Source organism: Brevibacterium sp. W7.2, assembly GCF_018137945.1.
GTDB classification, from domain to species: domain Bacteria; phylum Actinomycetota; class Actinomycetes; order Actinomycetales; family Brevibacteriaceae; genus Brevibacterium; species Brevibacterium sanguinis.
In genome coordinates, this window is sequence record NZ_CP073089.1 from 2,689,416 (window position 1) to 2,705,144 (window position 15,729).

A 15,729-nucleotide genomic window follows, 5' to 3' on the forward strand; every position below is an offset into this window, starting at 1 on the left:
TATGACGACAGAGAATCCGAGCATCATCGCCACAGCGTCCGGCGGCCTCGGACGGATCGAACTCAACCGGCCGAAGCTGATCAACGCGCTCAGCCTCGACATGGTCGCCGGCATCGATGACGCCCTGCGCAGCTGGTACGACGACGACACCGTGACCACCGTGCTCGTCACCGGCCGCGGCGAGCGCGGTCTGTGCGCCGGCGGGGACATCAAAGCCGTCTACACCGACATCGTCGAGGGCACGGGCGAGAACGCGAAGTTCTGGAACCGCGAGTACCGGATGAACGCCGCGATCGCCGAGTACCCGAAGCCCTACGTCGTCATCATGAACGGCATCACGATGGGCGGCGGCGTCGGGATCTCCGGGCACGGCTCCGAGCGCATCGTCACGGACTCGACGAAGGTCGGGATGCCCGAGACCGGCATCGGACTCTTCCCCGACGTCGGCGGCACCTACCTGCTCGCGCGCGCTCCCGGCGAGCTCGGCACGCACCTGGCGCTGACCGGCACCGCGGTGGGCCCGGGCGCGGCGCTGGCCCTCGACCTCGCCGACCACTACGTCCCCGAAGCCGACCTCCCCGCCCTCATCGCCGACCTCGAAGCCGGGGAGGACGTCGACACCGTCGTCTCCCGCTATGCCGCGGACGCCCCGGCCGATGACCTCGCCGAGGCGGCCGCCTGGATCGACGAGTGCTACACCGGAGATGACATCGAGGACATCCTCGCCCGCCTCGAGGCCCATGCGAACCCCGAGGCGAACGCGGCTGCCGCCCTCATCCGGACGAAGGCCCCCACCTCGGTGAAGGTGACCCTGGCCGCCCTGCGGCGGGCCGCGGACATGACGCTCGCCGAGGTGCTCGAACAGGACTACCGCATCGCCGTCGAGATGACGCGCCGCCCCGATCTGCGCGAGGGCATCCGCGCGCAGGTCATCGACAAGGACCGCAGCCCCCAGTGGTCGCCGGCCTCCCTCAGCGAGGTCGACGACGCCACCGTGACCGCCATCCTCACCACCGAGCAGACAGACAAGGTGTTCTCATGAGCGACTACGCAACCATCCTCACCTCCGTCGACGACGGAGTCGCGACGATCACGATCAACCGGCCCAAGGCGCTCAACGCGCTCAACCTCCAGGTCCTCACCGACATCACCGATGCGGCGACCGGGTTCGACGCCGATGACGCGGTGCGCGCGATCATCATCACCGGCAGCGAGAAGGCGTTCGCGGCCGGCGCGGACATCAAGGAGATGTCCGAACTCGACTTCGCCACCGCCTACCGCGCCGACTGGTTCGCCGGCTGGGAGCGCCTGACGAACGTCCGCAAGCCGATCATCACCGCCGTCAGCGGCTACGCCCTCGGCGGAGGCTGCGAGGTCGCGATGATGGGCGACATCCTCATCGCCGCGACGACGGCGAAGTTCGGCCAGCCCGAGATCAACCTCGGCGTGCTCCCGGGCATGGGCGGGTCCCAGCGCCTGACCCGGGCGGTCGGCAAGGCGAAGGCGATGGACATGTGCCTGACCGGGCGGATGATGGACGCCGAGGAGGCCGAGCGCTCAGGCCTCGTCGCCCGCGTCGTCGCCCCCGAGGAACTCCTGTCGACGGCGAACGAGATCGCCCGCACGATCGCCGGGAAGTCCCTCATCGCCTCGGCGATGGTCAAGGAGGCGATCAACGTCGCCTTCGACACGACGCTCGAGCAGGGCCTGCGCTACGAGCGCCGCCTCTTCCACTCGGTGCTCGCGACGAACGACCAGACCGAGGGCATGGCCGCCTTCGTCGAGAAGCGGGATCCGAACTTCACCGACTCCTGACCGAGGGCGACCGCGAAGCGGGGGCGCAGCCGAATCATCGGCCGCGCCCCCGCTTTCTGCTCCCCTCGCACCGATTTTTAACATTCGTTCAGTTAGAGTGGTGCTGTTCGCAAATCCAAGGAGGCATCGTGAACCCCATTGACTCTCTCGACCTGAGGCTGCGCCTTCCGGTCTTCGGCTCCCCGATGTTCATCGCATCGGGCCCCGAACTCGTCACCGCCCAGTGCCAGGCCGGCATCGTCGGGGCGTTCCCCACCCTCAACGCGCGGCCGGCGTCGCTGCTCGCCGACTGGTTCGACGAGATCACCGAGTCGAACGCGAACTACACCGCAGCCCACCCCGAGTCCCCCGCCGCCCCGTTCGCGGCCAACCTCATCGTCCACCGGTCGAACAATCGCCTCGAGGCCGACCTCGCCGAGGTGGTCAGGCACAAGGTGCCCATCGTCATCACCTCACTCGGCGCCAGGGAAGAGGTCAACGAGGCCGTCCACTCCTACGGCGGCGTCGTCCTCCACGACATCATCAACAACCGCTTCGCCCACAAGGCCGTCGAGAAGGGCGCCGACGGCGTCATCGCCGTGGCCGCCGGGGCCGGCGGACACGCGGGCGCGCTCTCCCCGTTCGCGCTCGTCCAGGAGATCCGCAGCTGGTTCGACGGGCCGCTGCTGCTCTCCGGTGCGATCGCCCACGGCCGGTCGATCCTCGCGGCATTGGCCGCCGGGGCCGACTACGCCTACATCGGCTCCGCGTTCCTCTCCACCCCCGAGGCCAACGTCGTCGATGCGTACCGGCAGATGATCGTCGACTCCGCCGCCGACGACGTCGTCTACTCGAACTACTTCACCGGGGTCAAGGGCAACTACCTGCGCGGCTCGATCGTCGCCGCCGGCTTCGACCCCGACGATCTGCCCGAGGCCGACCCCTCGAAGATGGACTTCGGCACCGACCCGAACTCCGACGCGAAGGCGTGGAAGGACATCTGGGGCTCGGGTCAGGGCATCGGCGCCCTCGGGCTGCAGCGCACCACCGCCGAGCTCGTCGATCGCCTCGCCGCCGAGTTCCGCGACGCCGAGGACGAGCTGCGCACACGACTGGCGCGCACTGCTCCCGCCGCGGCCTCCGGCACCGTCTGAGCCCGCGCCGGCGCCGTCTCAGTCCGCGCCGGCGCAGTCTGAGCCCGCTCCGGCACCGAGACGGCCACTTCGCGTCGAGACCGCCACCTGTAAGCGGCGGTCTCGACGCGAAGTGGCCGTTTCGATGCTTGGGTCCCGGGACTCCGAGGTCAGATCGTCGAGATGATCCCCCGCTCGGTCAGGCGCGAGGCGAGACCGGCGCCGTCGGGTGCATAGATCCACGGCACACCCTGCCCGCGGCCGTGGCGCTTCGAGCGACCACCGGCCCACACGGCCTCACCGACGGTGAGCTGGCGGATCGCGACGGCGGCGACGTTGTTCGGGTGGTTCTCGACGAACTCGCCGTAGAGCTCCTCGTCGTTCTGCCCGTCATCGCCGATGAGCAGCCACTTCATCCACGGGAAGTCGCGGGCCAGCCGCTCGAGGGTGTTGCGCTTGTGCTCCTTGCCCGAGCGGAAGACGCGGGTCGTCGTCGGCCCCCAGTCGGTGAGCAGCAGCGGCCCGATCGGATAGAGGTTGCGGGAGAGGAACCGCTTGAGCGTGATCGCCGAGTTCCATGCCCCCGTCGAGAGGTAGATGATCGGGGTGTTCGGCCGCATGTAGGTGATCCGGTCGTAGAGCACGGACATGCCCGCCACCGGCGAGCGCGCGTGCTCGCTGAGGACGAACGTGTTCCACGCGGCGAGGAAGGGTCGCGGCAGCGAGGTCACCATGACTGTGTCGTCGATGTCGGAGATGATGCCGAACGTCGAATCCTCACCGATGATGCGCACCGCGGCCGAGTCGACGAGCGACCCGTCGGTCCACAGCTCGATCTCCGTCTCCCCCGGGGTGAAGTCGCCGGGGATGACGGTGTCGATGATCCCGCCCCGGTCCGAGGTGACCATGTGCTCCTCGTCGTTGATCCGCACCCACGCCGTGTCGTTGGGCAGAGGGACGCTGACGAACGAGCGCCATCCGCGGACGCTGGCCTGCGCATCGGCCGAGGGGTGGCCGTCGGGGGTGAGCACGAGGCGGCCGAGGACCCGCACCCAGTCGGTGCCGCCGTACGTGTCGTAGGCGAGCACGGTCCGCTGGTAGCTGTGGTTGGTCGCTCGCGATTGGATCCACCCGTTGAAGCGGTCCTCGAGCCGGGCTGCGGTGTGCAGCATGTCCGGGGTCAGGTTGAGCGGTCCTTCTGCGGTCTTCTTCTTGGCCACGGCGGCTCCTCCACGCGCTCGGCGGGTACGTTGGGGTGGTCGTCGGGGTGTCCCGACGGCGGGTTCAGATGAAACCGACCTTGTCATAAACCTCGCGCAGTGTCACCTCGGCGATGGCGTTCGCCTTCTCCGCGCCGGCATCGAGGATCCGCTGCAGCTGGGCGCGGTCCTCGAGGAGCTCGAGCGTGCGCTCCCGCACCGGCGTCAGCGCCTCGACGGCCACCTCGGCGAGATCGACCTTGAGATGACCGTACATCTTCCCCTCGTAGTCGGCGACGATGTCGTCGACGGGCCGGTTCGTCAGCGACGAGTAGATCGTCAGCAGGTTCGAGACTCCGGGCTTGGCCGTCGGATCGAAGCGGATCTCCGTCTCATCGTCGGTGACGGCGGACTTGATCTTCTTCGTCAGGGCCTTCGGCTCGTCGAGGAGGTCGATGCGGCCGAGCGGACTCGGCAGGGACTTCGACATCTTCGCGTCCGGATTCTGGAGGTCGTAGATCTTCGCGGTGGCCTTGAGGATCTGCGCCTCGGGCACGACGAAGGTATCACCGAACCGGTGGTTGAACCGCTCGGCGAGGTTGCGGGTGAGTTCGAGGTGCTGGCGCTGGTCCTCCCCGACGGGCACCATCTGAGGGTTGTAGAGGAGGATGTCGGCGGCCATGAGGGCCGGATAGGTGAGCAGGCCGAGGGACACGTGACCCTGCTTCGCCGATTTGTCCTTGAACTGGGTCATCCGCGTCGCCTCGCCCATCGAGGTCGTGCACTCGAGCACCCAGCTCAGACGGGGGTGGGCGGGGACCTGCGACTGGACGAAGATCGTCGAGGCCTCCGGGTCGATGCCGGCGGCGATGAACTGCGCGGCCGTGCGCAGGGTCCGCTCCCGAAGCTCGGCCGGGTCCTGTTCGACGGTGATCGCGTGCATGTTGGCGATGAAGTAGAACGCGTCGTGGGACTGCTGATGGGTGACGAACTGCTGCAGGGCCCCGATGTAGTTGCCGAGATGGAGGGAATCGGAGGTCGCTTGGATTCCGGACACGGTGCGGGGCAGTGAAGTCGTCGTCATGGCTCCATTTTGCCATCTCGGCGCCCCGCCTCTCACGCCGCTGTCGAACACCCGCCGATGCCGGTCCTCCGGTTGCCGACGCCGCGTGACCCGCGGCACACCGCGGCGAGTATGATGTCATCCAGAACACATGATTCGCCAAGGCTCTTCACATGTTGAGGCTGGTGGGACGGGGTGCCGCACGACAAGGACCTCGACCGGCCGCAGCACGCGCAGGGACCGCCGGGCGGATCGTGGACGACCCAGCTCAATGAGGAGGACCGCGTGTCGGTTGAATACGTCAAGACCGAAGAGGGGCTGCCCCCGGTCGGTGTGGTGGAGAAGCCCCGGTGGACGCCGGGCAGGATCGTGCTCTGGGTGGCCATCGCCCTCATCGCCGGTGCGGGTTGGACGATGGTCGCCTTCGTCCGCGGGGAGAACCTCTCGGCGAGCTGGTTCGTCGCCGCCGCCGTCGGCAGCTACCTCATCGGATTCCGCTTCTACGCGAAATTCATCGAATGGAAGGTCTGCCGTCCGGACCCGCGGCGGGCGACTCCGGCGGAGATCAATGACAACGGCCGTGACTTCGCACCGACGGACCGTCGCGTCCTCTTCGGCCACCACTTCGCCGCGATCTCCGGAGCCGGACCGCTCGTCGGTCCGATCCTCGCCGCGCAGATGGGCTACCTGCCGGGCACTCTGTGGATCATCGTCGGCGTCATCCTCGCCGGCGGCGTCCAGGACTACATGGTCCTGTACTTCTCGGTGCGCCGCAACGGCCGCTCGCTCGGGCAGATGACCCGTGACGAACTCGGCAAGACCGGCGGTGTCATCGCCTCGCTCGGCATCATCCTCATCATGGTCATCCTCATCGCGGTCCTCGGCGTCGTCATCATCAACGCCCTCGCCGAGAGCCCCTGGGGCGTCTTCTCGATCGCGATGACCATTCCCATCGCCGTGTTCATGGGCGTCTACATGCGCTACCTGCGCCCGGGCAAGGTCATCGAGACCTCGGTCATCGGCGTCGTCCTCCTGCTCGCGGCGATCATCGCCGGCGGCTGGGTCAACAGCTCCCCCGTCTGGTCGGAGGTCTTCACCCTCGACAAGGTGACGCTCGCATGGTGCCTGATGATCTACGGCTTCCTCGCCGCTGTCCTGCCCGTGTGGGTGCTCCTCGCCCCGCGCGACTACCTCTCGACGTTCATGAAGATCGGCACGATCGTGCTGCTCGCCGTCGGCATCCTCATCGTCAACCCGACCGTGCAGATGCCCGCGTTCACCGAGTTCGCGTTCAACTCCGCCGGCCCCGCCTTCGCCGGTGCGCTCTTCCCGTTCCTCTTCATCACGATCGCGTGCGGTGCCCTCTCGGGCTTTCACGCGCTCATCGCCTCGGGCACGACCCCGAAGCTCATCGAGAAGGAGTCGCAGGCCCGGCTCATCGGCTACGGCGGCATGCTCATGGAGTCCTTCGTCGCGATCATGGCGCTCGTCGCCGCGATCTGCCTCGACAAGGGCCTCTACTTCGCGATGAACGCCGCCGAACCGCTGACCGGCGGCACCGCCCAGGGCGCCGCGGACTTCATCAACAACTCCCTCGGCATGTCGGGGGTCGAGACGACACCGCAGTTCCTCGAGCAGGCGGCGCGCGATGTCGGTGAGGAGAGCATCGTCTCCCGCACCGGCGGTGCACCGACCCTGGCCATGGGCATGGCGCAGATCCTCCACAGCGTCTTCGGCGGACCCGCCTGGATGTCGTTCTGGTACCACTTCGCCGTGATGTTCGAGGCGCTCTTCATCCTCACGACGATCGACGCCGGCACCCGTGTCGCCCGCTTCATGCTCAGCGACGCCCTCGGCAACTTCTCCAAGCGCTTCCGCGATCCCTCGTGGACGCCGGGCGCGTGGCTGACGACGGCGATCATGGTCGGTGCCTGGGGATCGATCCTGCTCATGGGAGTGACCGATCCGCTCGGCGGCATCAACACGCTCTTCCCGCTCTTCGGCATCTCCAATCAGCTGCTCGCCGCGATCGCCCTCGCAGTGATCTTCGCGATCGTGTGCAAGATGGGGCTCGCGCGCTACGCGTGGATCCCCGGCATCCCGCTGGCGTGGGATCTCATCGTGACGATGACGGCGTCGTGGCAGAAGATCTTCTCCTCCGATCCCAAGCTCGGCTACTGGGCTCAGCACTTCGCGTACCGGGATGCGCTGGCCGCGGGCGAGACCTCGCTCGGGGCGACCCAGGGAGTGGAGGCGATGAGCGCGGTCGTGCGCAACACCTTCGTCCAGGGCACGCTGTCGATCATCTTCGCCCTCCTCGTCGCCATGGTCGTCGTCATGGCGCTGTGGAAGTCGATCGAAGCCATCCGCAAGGGCTCCCTGCCGACGACGGAGGAGCCGTTCACCGAGACGAAGCTCTTCGCCCCGGCCGGCCTCATCGCCCGCCGGTCCGAACGCGAGGTCCAGGCCCAGTGGGACGAGCGGTCGGGCAGGAGTCGACCATGACCGAGACACCCTTGCTCACCCGAATGGCGAGGGATCCGTGGGGGTCCCTGCGCCGAGGCGGGGCCTGGCTGCTCTGGTACCTGAAAGAGATCATGGGTGAGAACGCCTACCTCCACTACCTCGAGTCCTATGAGCGCCGCCACGGCACTCGGGACGGCGCGATGGGAGAGCGGGAGTTCTGGCGCGATCACACCGATGAACAGGACCGCAACCCGAAGGCGCGCTGCTGCTGAGAGTGTCGATGCCCAGAGTGTGAACCGTCTGGACGGTTCACACTCTGGGCATCGTCGGTCTCACGTCGATAGACGGTCTTCCCCGAGGACGTGGTCATCGGGGAGGATGGACGGGTGCGAACGTGGGTGTTTCTGGCGGGAGCGATCCTCGCCGAGGTGACGGGGACGCTGTCGATGAAGGCGGCGATCGAGCATCCGGCCCTCTACATCCTCATGGCCCTCGGCTATGCCGCCGCGTTCGTCTTCCTCAGCCTCACACTGCGGTCGGGGCTGCCGCTCGGCATCGCCTACGGGATCTGGGGTGCCTCCGGTGTCGCACTCACGGCCGCAGCCTCGGCGCTGCTCTTCGCCGAGCCGATCACCGTCGTCATGGCGCTCGGCATCGTCGCCATCATGGCCGGGGTCATGCTCGTCGAAATCGGCCACCGCGGGCAGGACGTGCCGACGGTCGCCGCCACCGAGGCGGATTACCCGGCCGCGCCGCCCCGACCGGGGGCGGAGTCGCGGGCTTCGCGGGAGGCGGAATCGCCGCGGCGGGACGCCGAATTGCCGGCTCGGCGGCCAGCGGAATCGCAGGCTCGTCAGGAGGAGTCATGATCCTCGGCTGGGCGCTCCTCATCGGCGCGATCCTCCTCGAGGTCGCGGCGACCATCTGCCTGCGCGTGGCCTCGGTGGGCGGCTCGAAATGGTGGTACGCGGGTGTGGCCGGCGGCTACATCGTCTCCTTCAGCCTGCTCAGCCTCACCCTGCGCACCGGTTTCCCCCTCGGAGTTGCCTACGGGATCTGGGCGGCCACGGGTGTCGCGCTGACCGCGATCGCCGGACGCGTGCTCTTCCAGGAGCGCCTGACGAGACTCATGGTCGCCGGCATCGGCCTCATCATCGTCGGTGTCCTCCTCATCGAGGTCGGCTCCGCACTCTGATTTCAGCGGCTTCGGCCACGGCGGTTTCGATCCGCAGCCTCTGACCGTCGATCCGCGAAGCCGACGCTCGCCGCCGCCGCGGCACCACCTCGGCGCCGCGGCGGCTCACCTCACTGCGGGGCGGGCAGGTCGTAGTCGATGACGAGCGGGGCGTGATCCGACCAGCGCTCACCCCAGCTGTTCGCCCGGTCGACGGTGGCGACCGTCGCCGTTCCGGCCAGTCCCGGAGTGGCCATGTGATAGTCGATGCGCCACCCGGCGTCGTTGTCGAAGGCCTGCCCGCGCATCGACCACCAGGTGTAGGGGCCGTCGATGTCACCGGCGAGCTGCCGGTGGACGTCGACGAAGCCGACATCGCCGAAGAACCCGTCGAAGTACGCGCGCTCCTCGGGCAGGAAGCCGGCCTTCTTCCGGTTCGCCTTCCAGTTCTTGAGGTCCCGTTCGGTGTGGCAGACGTTGAGGTCACCGGTGACGAGCACGTGGTCGGCGGTCGCGGCGAGCTGCGGCATCCGCTCGGTCATCCGGTCGAGGAACCGGTACTTGTCGTCCTGCTTCGGGGTGCCTGCCTCACCGGAGTGGACGTAGGCGGAGACGAGGGTGAGCAGAGTGCCGTCGCCGAGGCGGTAGTCCGTCTCCAGCCATCGTCCGGCCCGATCGAAGTAGCCGTCGGATCCGATCCCCTCACGCGTCTCCACGGGGGCGGTCTTCGCCATGACGGCGACCCCCGCCCGGCCCTTCGCCTCGGCGTCGTGGCTGATCGTCGTGTACCCGCTCTCCTCGAGGACACCGAGGGCGATGTCGTTGGCCGCGCGGACCTCCTGGAGGGTGATGAAGTCCGGAGCGGAGACATCGACCCAGGCGGGCATCCCCTTCCGCCAGGCTGCTCGGACTCCGTTGACGTTGACTGAGGCAATGCGAATCATGTGCTCTATGATGACAGAGCGAACTACTCTTGCGCGCGCCGCGTTATAGGGTGGGATTTGAGAAACTGCCGACCTGAGGAGGCGCAATGGCCGAAGAGGAGACTTTCGACGCCGAGGAGCTGAGCATCAGCCCGCTCGACGAAGTCGACGCCAGAGAGATGCGGGAATTCCTGCTCAGCGCCCAAGAGAACTTCTGGGGAGACCGCGACCTGCGCGCCGATCACGACGCGTACTGGTTCCGTCAGTTCGTCGCCTCCGGGCTCGTCGCGCGCTACCGCAGTCAGATCGTCGGCTACCTCCTCGGAGTCATCCCGCAGGAGGGTCCCGGCTACATCCACCTCGTCGCCGCGCACAAGGACTTCCGGCATCACGGCATCGGTCGTGAGCTCTACAAGCGATTCATCGACCATTCCCGCAAACTGCGCGTCGACTCGGTGCAGGCGACGACGATGCCCGACTCGTCGGGAGCGATCTCCTTCCACTCGTCGATGGGCTTCAGCGGTGAACTCGTCGAGGACTACGCCGGCCCCGGCAATCCCCGCGTGTTCTTCGAACTCAAGCTCGACCAGGACTGAGTCTCCTCACAGCCTCGACGGCCCGGTCACCCGCAGCGCGGTGACCGGGCCGTCGTCTTGCCGCCTCCCGGACCGCGAGACGGTGGCGGCACCGGGAGAGTCACGGCACCGGGAGAGTCCGGCGACGCGGGTCACAGCCCGCTGAGCAGTCGGATCGCCAGTGCCGCGATGACGCTCGCGGAGACGACTCCCCCGACCCGGCGACCGGTCGGTGAGAGGAGGAGACGTCCGGCACCGCGACCGATGAGGACGAGGACACAGTGCCAGGACGCCGAGGCGATGACGATGCCGGCCAGCAGGGCTGCGGAGTCTGCAGCACCGGCGGAGGCGGGCAGTCCGCCCGAGAGCACTACGGAGACGAAGTAGAGCAGCGGCCAGGGGTTGAGCCCGGTGAGGGTGAAGAAGAGCAGCGCCTCACGCAGCGCTGAGCGCGGTTCGCCCCTCGCGGCCAGGCCGCGCCTCGCACCCGGTTCGTCTGCTGTGCGGGGAACACCCCCCGCGGCAGGGTTCCTCCCCACGGCTGAGCCGTCGCTCGCGTCCGCATCGTCGTCCTCGCGCCGGAAGCCGTCGATGGCGGTCCGCCCGGCGAGGAAGAGGAGGAGACCCGCCCCGGCGACCGTCACCGGCACCTGCCACGGTGTGATCAGCCGGGCGGCCGCGGTCCCGCCGATCACCGCCGCAAGAGCGTAGAGCGCATCGGCGGTGACCGCTCCCGTCGCGGCGGCGAGACCGTGACGCAGCGAGGACGTCGCCGTGCGCTGGATGAGGAGCACGGCCACCGCGCCCACCGGGATCGCCAGTCCGAAGCCTGCCCAGAGTCCGAATCCGAAGGTTGCCCACATGCCTCCACCGTGCCCGGTGCGCATCGTGTGCGTCCATCGAATAATTCACGACGAACTGTACAGTGAATCACTATGATCGACCCGCGCCTCAAATCGCTCGCCGCCGTCCGCGACACCGGCACGGTCACCGCGGCCGCCGCTCTCCTCCACGTCACGCCGTCGACGATCTCCCAGCACCTGCGCGGACTCGCCCGCGTCGTCGGTGCCGATCTCGTCGAACCCGTCGGTCGCAATGTCAGGCTCACTCCCGCCGCCGAGGTGGTCCTCGCGCATGCGACGGCACTCAACGCCGAGTGGGAGCGCACTCTCGCCGACCTCGCAGCGCTGCGGGCAGCCGGCCGCGCCCGGCTGCGGATCTCCGCCGTCGCCTCGGCGATCGTCGCCCTCGTCTGTCCCGCGGTGGCCCGGCTGCCGGAGGTCGCGGTGGAGATCGGTGAGGACGCGGTGCGCGACCGGTTCCGCATGCTCGCCGAGTCCGAGACGGACATCGTCGTGACGCTGGACGCCACACCCCCGGACACCGCTCTCGCGACGTCGGCCGATACGGCCCGCACGGCGGCGCCGGCCGACGACGGCGGGGCCTGGGAGGTGCGCGAGCTGCTCACCGAGCCCCTCGACGTCATCGTCGGACCCGGGCATCGGCTCGCGGGCAGCGAGCGGGTCGGACTCTCCGCTCTCGCCGCGGAGACATGGATCGGCGCCGGTGACCTCATCGACCAGCAGGCCCTCTTCCTCCGCCTCTGCGCCCAGGCGGGATTCACCCCTCACCTGCGGCACGACGCCCTCGACTGGGGTGCGATCATCGCCCTCGTCGAATACGGGCACGGCATCGCCCTGCTCCCCCGCACGATCAGGATCGCCCCGGATGCCGGGGTCCGTCGTCTCGAGCTGGGCTGGCCGGACTCCCCCACCGTGCCGCACCGACGCCTGCGCGCCTACATCCGCGCCGGCAGCGCCACCCATCCGACGATCGCCGCCGGACTCGAGGCGCTCACCGCGGAGGGGCGGCGACTGACGGACACCGGCGCACGGTGACCGGCACAGTGTGAACAGCCCTGCCTGACCGGTCGCCAACCGGTCTGGGGTGAATGCGGAAACGGCCCGGATCATCCGGGCCGTTTCCACTCGACGGTCTACGCTGGGCAGTCGCTCGACACTCGGCGCTCGACGATCGAGGTTCAGTCACTCGGCGGAGCGTGCCGCCATGTCGACGACGTTCTGCAGCAGCAGGGCCCGGGTCATCGGACCGACGCCACCGGGGTTGGGCGAGATCCACCCGGCCACCTCGGCGACACCGGGATCGACGTCGCCGACGATCTTCGACTTCCCGGTCTCGGGGTCCTCCTCCCGGGAGACGCCGACGTCGAGGACGATCGCGCCGGGCTTGACGTCCTCGGGCTTGACGAGGCGCGGGGACCCGGCGGCGGCGACGATGATATCGGCCTGGGCGAGCAGCTCCGGCAGATTCGTCGTTCCCGTGTGGGTCAGGGTGACCGTCGCGTTGTACTCCCGGCGGGTGAGCAGGGAGCCGATCGACCGGCCGACGGTGACGCCGCGGCCGATGACGACGACGTGCTTGCCGGGCAGGTCGATCCCGTTGCGCACCATGAGTTCGATGACACCGCGCGGTGTGCACGGCAGCGGCGTCGTGATCTTCCGGCTGACGTTGAGCATGAGACGGCCGAGGTTCGTCGGGTGGAGTCCGTCGGCGTCCTTGGCCGGGTCGATGCGCTCGAGGACGGCATCGGTGTCGATGTGGTCCGGCAGCGGCAGCTGGACGATGTAGCCGGTGCAGGCGTCGTTGGCGTTGAGCTCGTCGATGACCGCGAAGAGCTCGTCCTGGGTGATCGTCTCGGGCAGGTCGCGGCGGATCGACTCGATGCCGATCTCGGCGCAGTCGCGGTGCTTGCCGGCGACGTACCACTTCGACCCGGGATCGTCGCCGACGAGGACGGTGCCGAGTCCGGGGACGATGCCCTGTGCGGCGAGACGGGCCACCTCGGCGCGCATCTCGTCCTTCATCTGCGCTGCGACGGCCTTGCCGTCGAGGATCTGCGCTGCCATCAGTACTGCTCCAGTCCTTCGTAGAGGGGGAAGTCGTCGCTGAGCTTCTTCACGCGGGCGGCGAGCGCCTCGACGTCGGCGCCGGGCTTGAGCGCCTCGGCGATGACGTCGGCGACCTCGGTGAACTCCTTGTCGCCGAAACCGCGGGTCGCGAGCGCCGGGGTGCCGATCCGCAGCCCCGAGGTGACCATCGGCGGACGCGGATCGAAGGGCACGGCGTTGCGGTTGACGGTGATGCCGACCTCGTGGAGGAGGTCCTCGGCCTGCTGGCCGTCGAGGGCGGAGTTGCGGAGGTCGACGAGGACGAGGTGGACGTCGGTGCCGCCGGTGAGCACGGTGGCACCCGCCTCGGCGACATCAGCGGCGAGGAGGCGATCGGCGAGGATCTGCGCGCCGCGGACGGTGCGCTCCTGCCGGTCGCGGAACTCCTCGGAGGCGGCGAGCTTGAAGGCCACGGCCTTCGCGGCGATGACATGCATGAGGGGTCCGCCCTGCTGGCCGGGGAAGACGGCCGAGTTGAGCTTCTTCGCGTACTCCTCCTTGCCGAGGATGAAGCCCGACCGGGGTCCGCCGATCGTCTTGTGCACCGTCGAGGAGACGACATCGGCGAAGGGCACCGGGTTGGGGTGGAGTCCGGCAGCGACGAGACCGGCGAAGTGGGCCATGTCCACCCACAGCTTCGCTCCGACCTCGTCGGCGATGTCGCGGAAGGCCTGGAAGTCGAGCTGGCGGGGGTACGCCGACCATCCGGCGACGATGACCTCGGGGCGGTGGTCGAGGGCCTTCTGCCGCACCTGGTCCATGTCGATGCGGTACGTGTCGGGGTCGACCTCGTACGACGCCACATCGTAGAGGCGACCGGAGAAGTTGATCTTCATGCCGTGGGTGAGGTGGCCGCCGTGGGCGAGCGAGAGGCCGAGCATCTTGTCGCCCTGACGGGCGAGCGCGTGCATGACAGCGGCATTGGCCGAGGCTCCGGAGTGCGGCTGGACGTTGGCGTACTCGGCGCCGAAGAGGCTCTTGGCGCGGTCGATCGCGAGGTCCTCGGCGATGTCGACGAACTCGCAGCCGCCGTAGTAGCGCTTGCCCGGGTACCCTTCCGCATACTTGTTCGTCAGCACCGACCCCTGCGCCTCGAGAACGGCGCGCGGCACGAAGTTCTCCGAGGCGATCATCTCAAGCGTCGACCGCTGTCGCCCCAGCTCGAGGTCGAGGACTTCGGCGATCTGCGGGTCGATGTCTGCAAGCGAAGCCTGCAGCGAGGATTCGGACATGGTTGCACTCCTGTGGCGTCGAGATTCGGCGGCGCGGTCTTCCCCCGCGCGCGTTCCGAGGCAATGCTAACAGCGAAGCCCCGGCCCCCGCCCGGCCGCCCGTCTGCCGGAAGCCCGGGATGGTGCGGGTCCAAGCGGCCCGCCCGGGTCGCCGCTGGGGTCGCCGCTGAGGCCGTCTGCGCGGTCGTCTGGACAGCAGGCCGACAGCCGCGTTGTCACTGCTGCCTGCGCTGCCGGATGTCGGACGGCTGACCGGGGACGATGTCGCACCCGATTAGACTCGCGGCTATGAGCGAAGAATGGATCCTGCGAGTCACCTGCCCCGATGCGACCGGAGTCGTCCACGCCGTGACCGGGGCGCTGGCCGGGCTCGGTGCGAACATCACCGAATCGCAGCAGTTCTCCTCCCCCGACTCCCACCAGTTCTTCCTCCGCGTCCACTTCACGACCCCGGCTCCCGTGAGTGAGGCGGACCTGGAGACGGCCCTCGCCGAGGCGGCCGCCCGGTTCTCGATGACGCTCGGTCTCCAGCCCGCACAGAAGCGCACCCGCACCCTCGTCCTCGTCTCGAAGGCCGCCCACTGCCTCAACACCCTCCTCTTCCAGCAGAGCGCGGGCCAGCTGCCCATCGACATCGTCGCCGTCGCCGGCAACCACGATGCGCTGCGCCCCCTCGCCGAGTTCCACGGCCACGACTTCCACCACATCCCCATCACCCCGGAGACGAAGGAGACCGCCGAGGCGCAGCTGCGTCGCCTCGTCACCGACCTCGACGTCGAACTCATCGTCCTCGCCCGCTACATGCAGATCCTCTCCCCCGACCTCTGCGCGGCGCTCGAGGGCCGGGTCATCAACATCCACCATTCGTTCCTGCCGAGCTTCAAGGGCGCCAAGCCCTATCATCAGGCGCACGCCCGCGGGGTGAAGATCATCGGAGCGACCGCCCACTACGTCACCCCCGACCTCGACGAGGGCCCGATCATCGAACAGGACGTCGCCCGCGTCGACCACAACCGCAACATCGCCGACTTCGTCGCCCGCGGCCAGGACGTCGAGGCGGCCGTGCTCGCCCGTGCGGTCCGCTGGCACGCGGAGGGCCGCGTCCTCATGGACGGTCATCGCACTGTCGTCTTCGACTGACCCCACGCCGCACCGCCTCGGCGGGCATCGTCACGGGCCACCGCCTCGGCGGGGAACGTCC

16 protein-coding genes are annotated in these 15,729 nt (G+C 68.7%); 10 read left to right on the forward strand and 6 right to left on the reverse strand.

What is annotated here, in order from left to right; genetic code table 11:
• Position 1 precedes the first annotated feature (1 nt).
• The 3 genes from J9315_RS12100 (at position 2) to J9315_RS12110 (ending at position 2,948) form a co-directional block, all read left to right on the forward strand.
• Positions 2 to 1,042: an enoyl-CoA hydratase/isomerase family protein gene (locus J9315_RS12100; RefSeq protein WP_198498231.1), complete on the forward strand. Its 1,041-nt coding sequence runs from the start codon at positions 2 to 4 to the stop codon at positions 1,040 to 1,042.
• Positions 1,039 to 1,815, forward strand: a complete 777-nt coding sequence (locus J9315_RS12105; RefSeq protein WP_198498230.1) for an enoyl-CoA hydratase — start codon at positions 1,039 to 1,041, stop codon at positions 1,813 to 1,815. Before J9315_RS12100 ends, J9315_RS12105 begins: the two co-directional genes overlap by 4 nt.
• A gap of 128 nt (positions 1,816 to 1,943) precedes the next feature.
• On the forward strand, positions 1,944 to 2,948 hold the full coding sequence (locus tag J9315_RS12110) for a nitronate monooxygenase family protein (protein ID WP_232623531.1): 1,005 nt from the start codon (positions 1,944 to 1,946) through the stop codon (positions 2,946 to 2,948).
• 149 nt (positions 2,949 to 3,097) lie between these two features.
• Here J9315_RS12110 and J9315_RS12115 read toward each other — a convergent pair whose 3' ends face one another.
• Complete coding sequence (locus J9315_RS12115; protein WP_137826622.1) at positions 3,098 to 4,147, reverse strand: phosphatase domain-containing protein; 1,050 nt, start codon at positions 4,145 to 4,147, stop codon at positions 3,098 to 3,100.
• A 64-nt stretch (positions 4,148 to 4,211) separates the two neighbouring features.
• The gene (trpS, locus tag J9315_RS12120) at positions 4,212 to 5,210 is read right to left on the reverse strand and encodes a tryptophan--tRNA ligase (protein ID WP_198498229.1); all 999 of its coding nucleotides are present in this window, start codon (positions 5,208 to 5,210) and stop codon (positions 4,212 to 4,214) included.
• 264 nt (positions 5,211 to 5,474) lie between these two features.
• Here trpS and J9315_RS12125 point away from each other — a divergent pair, with 264 nt between their 5' ends.
• From J9315_RS12125 to J9315_RS12140, 4 genes are all read left to right on the forward strand, one after another.
• Positions 5,475 to 7,694, forward strand: coding sequence for a carbon starvation CstA family protein (locus tag J9315_RS12125; RefSeq protein WP_198500918.1), 2,220 nt, complete (start codon positions 5,475 to 5,477; stop codon positions 7,692 to 7,694).
• Entirely contained in the window at positions 7,691 to 7,927 is a 237-nt protein-coding gene (locus J9315_RS12130; protein ID WP_332839519.1) for a YbdD/YjiX family protein, read from the forward strand. The genes J9315_RS12125 and J9315_RS12130 overlap by 4 nt, the downstream gene beginning before the upstream one ends.
• 114 nt (positions 7,928 to 8,041) lie before the next feature.
• On the forward strand, positions 8,042 to 8,524 hold the full coding sequence (locus tag J9315_RS12135) for a multidrug efflux SMR transporter (protein WP_198498228.1): 483 nt from the start codon (positions 8,042 to 8,044) through the stop codon (positions 8,522 to 8,524).
• Entirely contained in the window at positions 8,521 to 8,850 is a 330-nt protein-coding gene (locus tag J9315_RS12140) for a multidrug efflux SMR transporter (protein ID WP_198498227.1), read from the forward strand. The genes J9315_RS12135 and J9315_RS12140 overlap by 4 nt, the downstream gene beginning before the upstream one ends.
• A gap of 110 nt (positions 8,851 to 8,960) precedes the next feature.
• Here the strand turns inward: J9315_RS12140 and J9315_RS12145 are convergent, their stop codons facing one another.
• Positions 8,961 to 9,773: an exodeoxyribonuclease III gene (locus J9315_RS12145; RefSeq protein ID WP_198498226.1), complete on the reverse strand. Its 813-nt coding sequence runs from the start codon at positions 9,771 to 9,773 to the stop codon at positions 8,961 to 8,963.
• Positions 9,774 to 9,859: 86 nt separating this feature from the next.
• Here J9315_RS12145 and J9315_RS12150 point away from each other — a divergent pair, with 86 nt between their 5' ends.
• Positions 9,860 to 10,348 carry a GNAT family N-acetyltransferase gene (locus tag J9315_RS12150; protein WP_198498225.1) on the forward strand — a complete coding sequence of 163 codons (489 nt, stop codon included), beginning with the start codon at positions 9,860 to 9,862 and terminating at the stop codon, positions 10,346 to 10,348.
• A 131-nt stretch (positions 10,349 to 10,479) separates the two neighbouring features.
• On the opposite strand, the gene J9315_RS12155 is transcribed toward J9315_RS12150, so the two are convergent.
• The gene (locus J9315_RS12155) at positions 10,480 to 11,190 is read right to left on the reverse strand and encodes a LysE family transporter (protein WP_198498224.1); all 711 of its coding nucleotides are present in this window, start codon (positions 11,188 to 11,190) and stop codon (positions 10,480 to 10,482) included.
• A 72-nt stretch (positions 11,191 to 11,262) separates the two neighbouring features.
• Between J9315_RS12155 and J9315_RS12160 the strand changes: the two genes are divergently transcribed.
• A complete protein-coding gene (locus J9315_RS12160) occupies positions 11,263 to 12,225 on the forward strand; it encodes a LysR family transcriptional regulator (protein WP_198498223.1) in 963 nt (320 codons plus the stop codon).
• Positions 12,226 to 12,372: 147 nt separating this feature from the next.
• Here the strand turns inward: J9315_RS12160 and J9315_RS12165 are convergent, their stop codons facing one another.
• Entirely contained in the window at positions 12,373 to 13,254 is an 882-nt protein-coding gene (locus J9315_RS12165; protein WP_198498222.1) for a bifunctional methylenetetrahydrofolate dehydrogenase/methenyltetrahydrofolate cyclohydrolase, read from the reverse strand.
• Positions 13,254 to 14,528 (reverse strand): serine hydroxymethyltransferase, encoded by a 1,275-nt coding sequence (gene glyA, locus J9315_RS12170; protein ID WP_211977955.1) that lies wholly within the window; start codon positions 14,526 to 14,528, stop codon positions 13,254 to 13,256. Before glyA ends, J9315_RS12165 begins: the two co-directional genes overlap by 1 nt.
• Before the next feature lie 288 nt (positions 14,529 to 14,816).
• Between glyA and purU the strand changes: the two genes are divergently transcribed.
• Positions 14,817 to 15,668 (forward strand): formyltetrahydrofolate deformylase, encoded by an 852-nt coding sequence (gene purU, locus J9315_RS12175; protein WP_198498221.1) that lies wholly within the window; start codon positions 14,817 to 14,819, stop codon positions 15,666 to 15,668.
• Positions 15,669 to 15,729 lie beyond the last annotated feature (61 nt).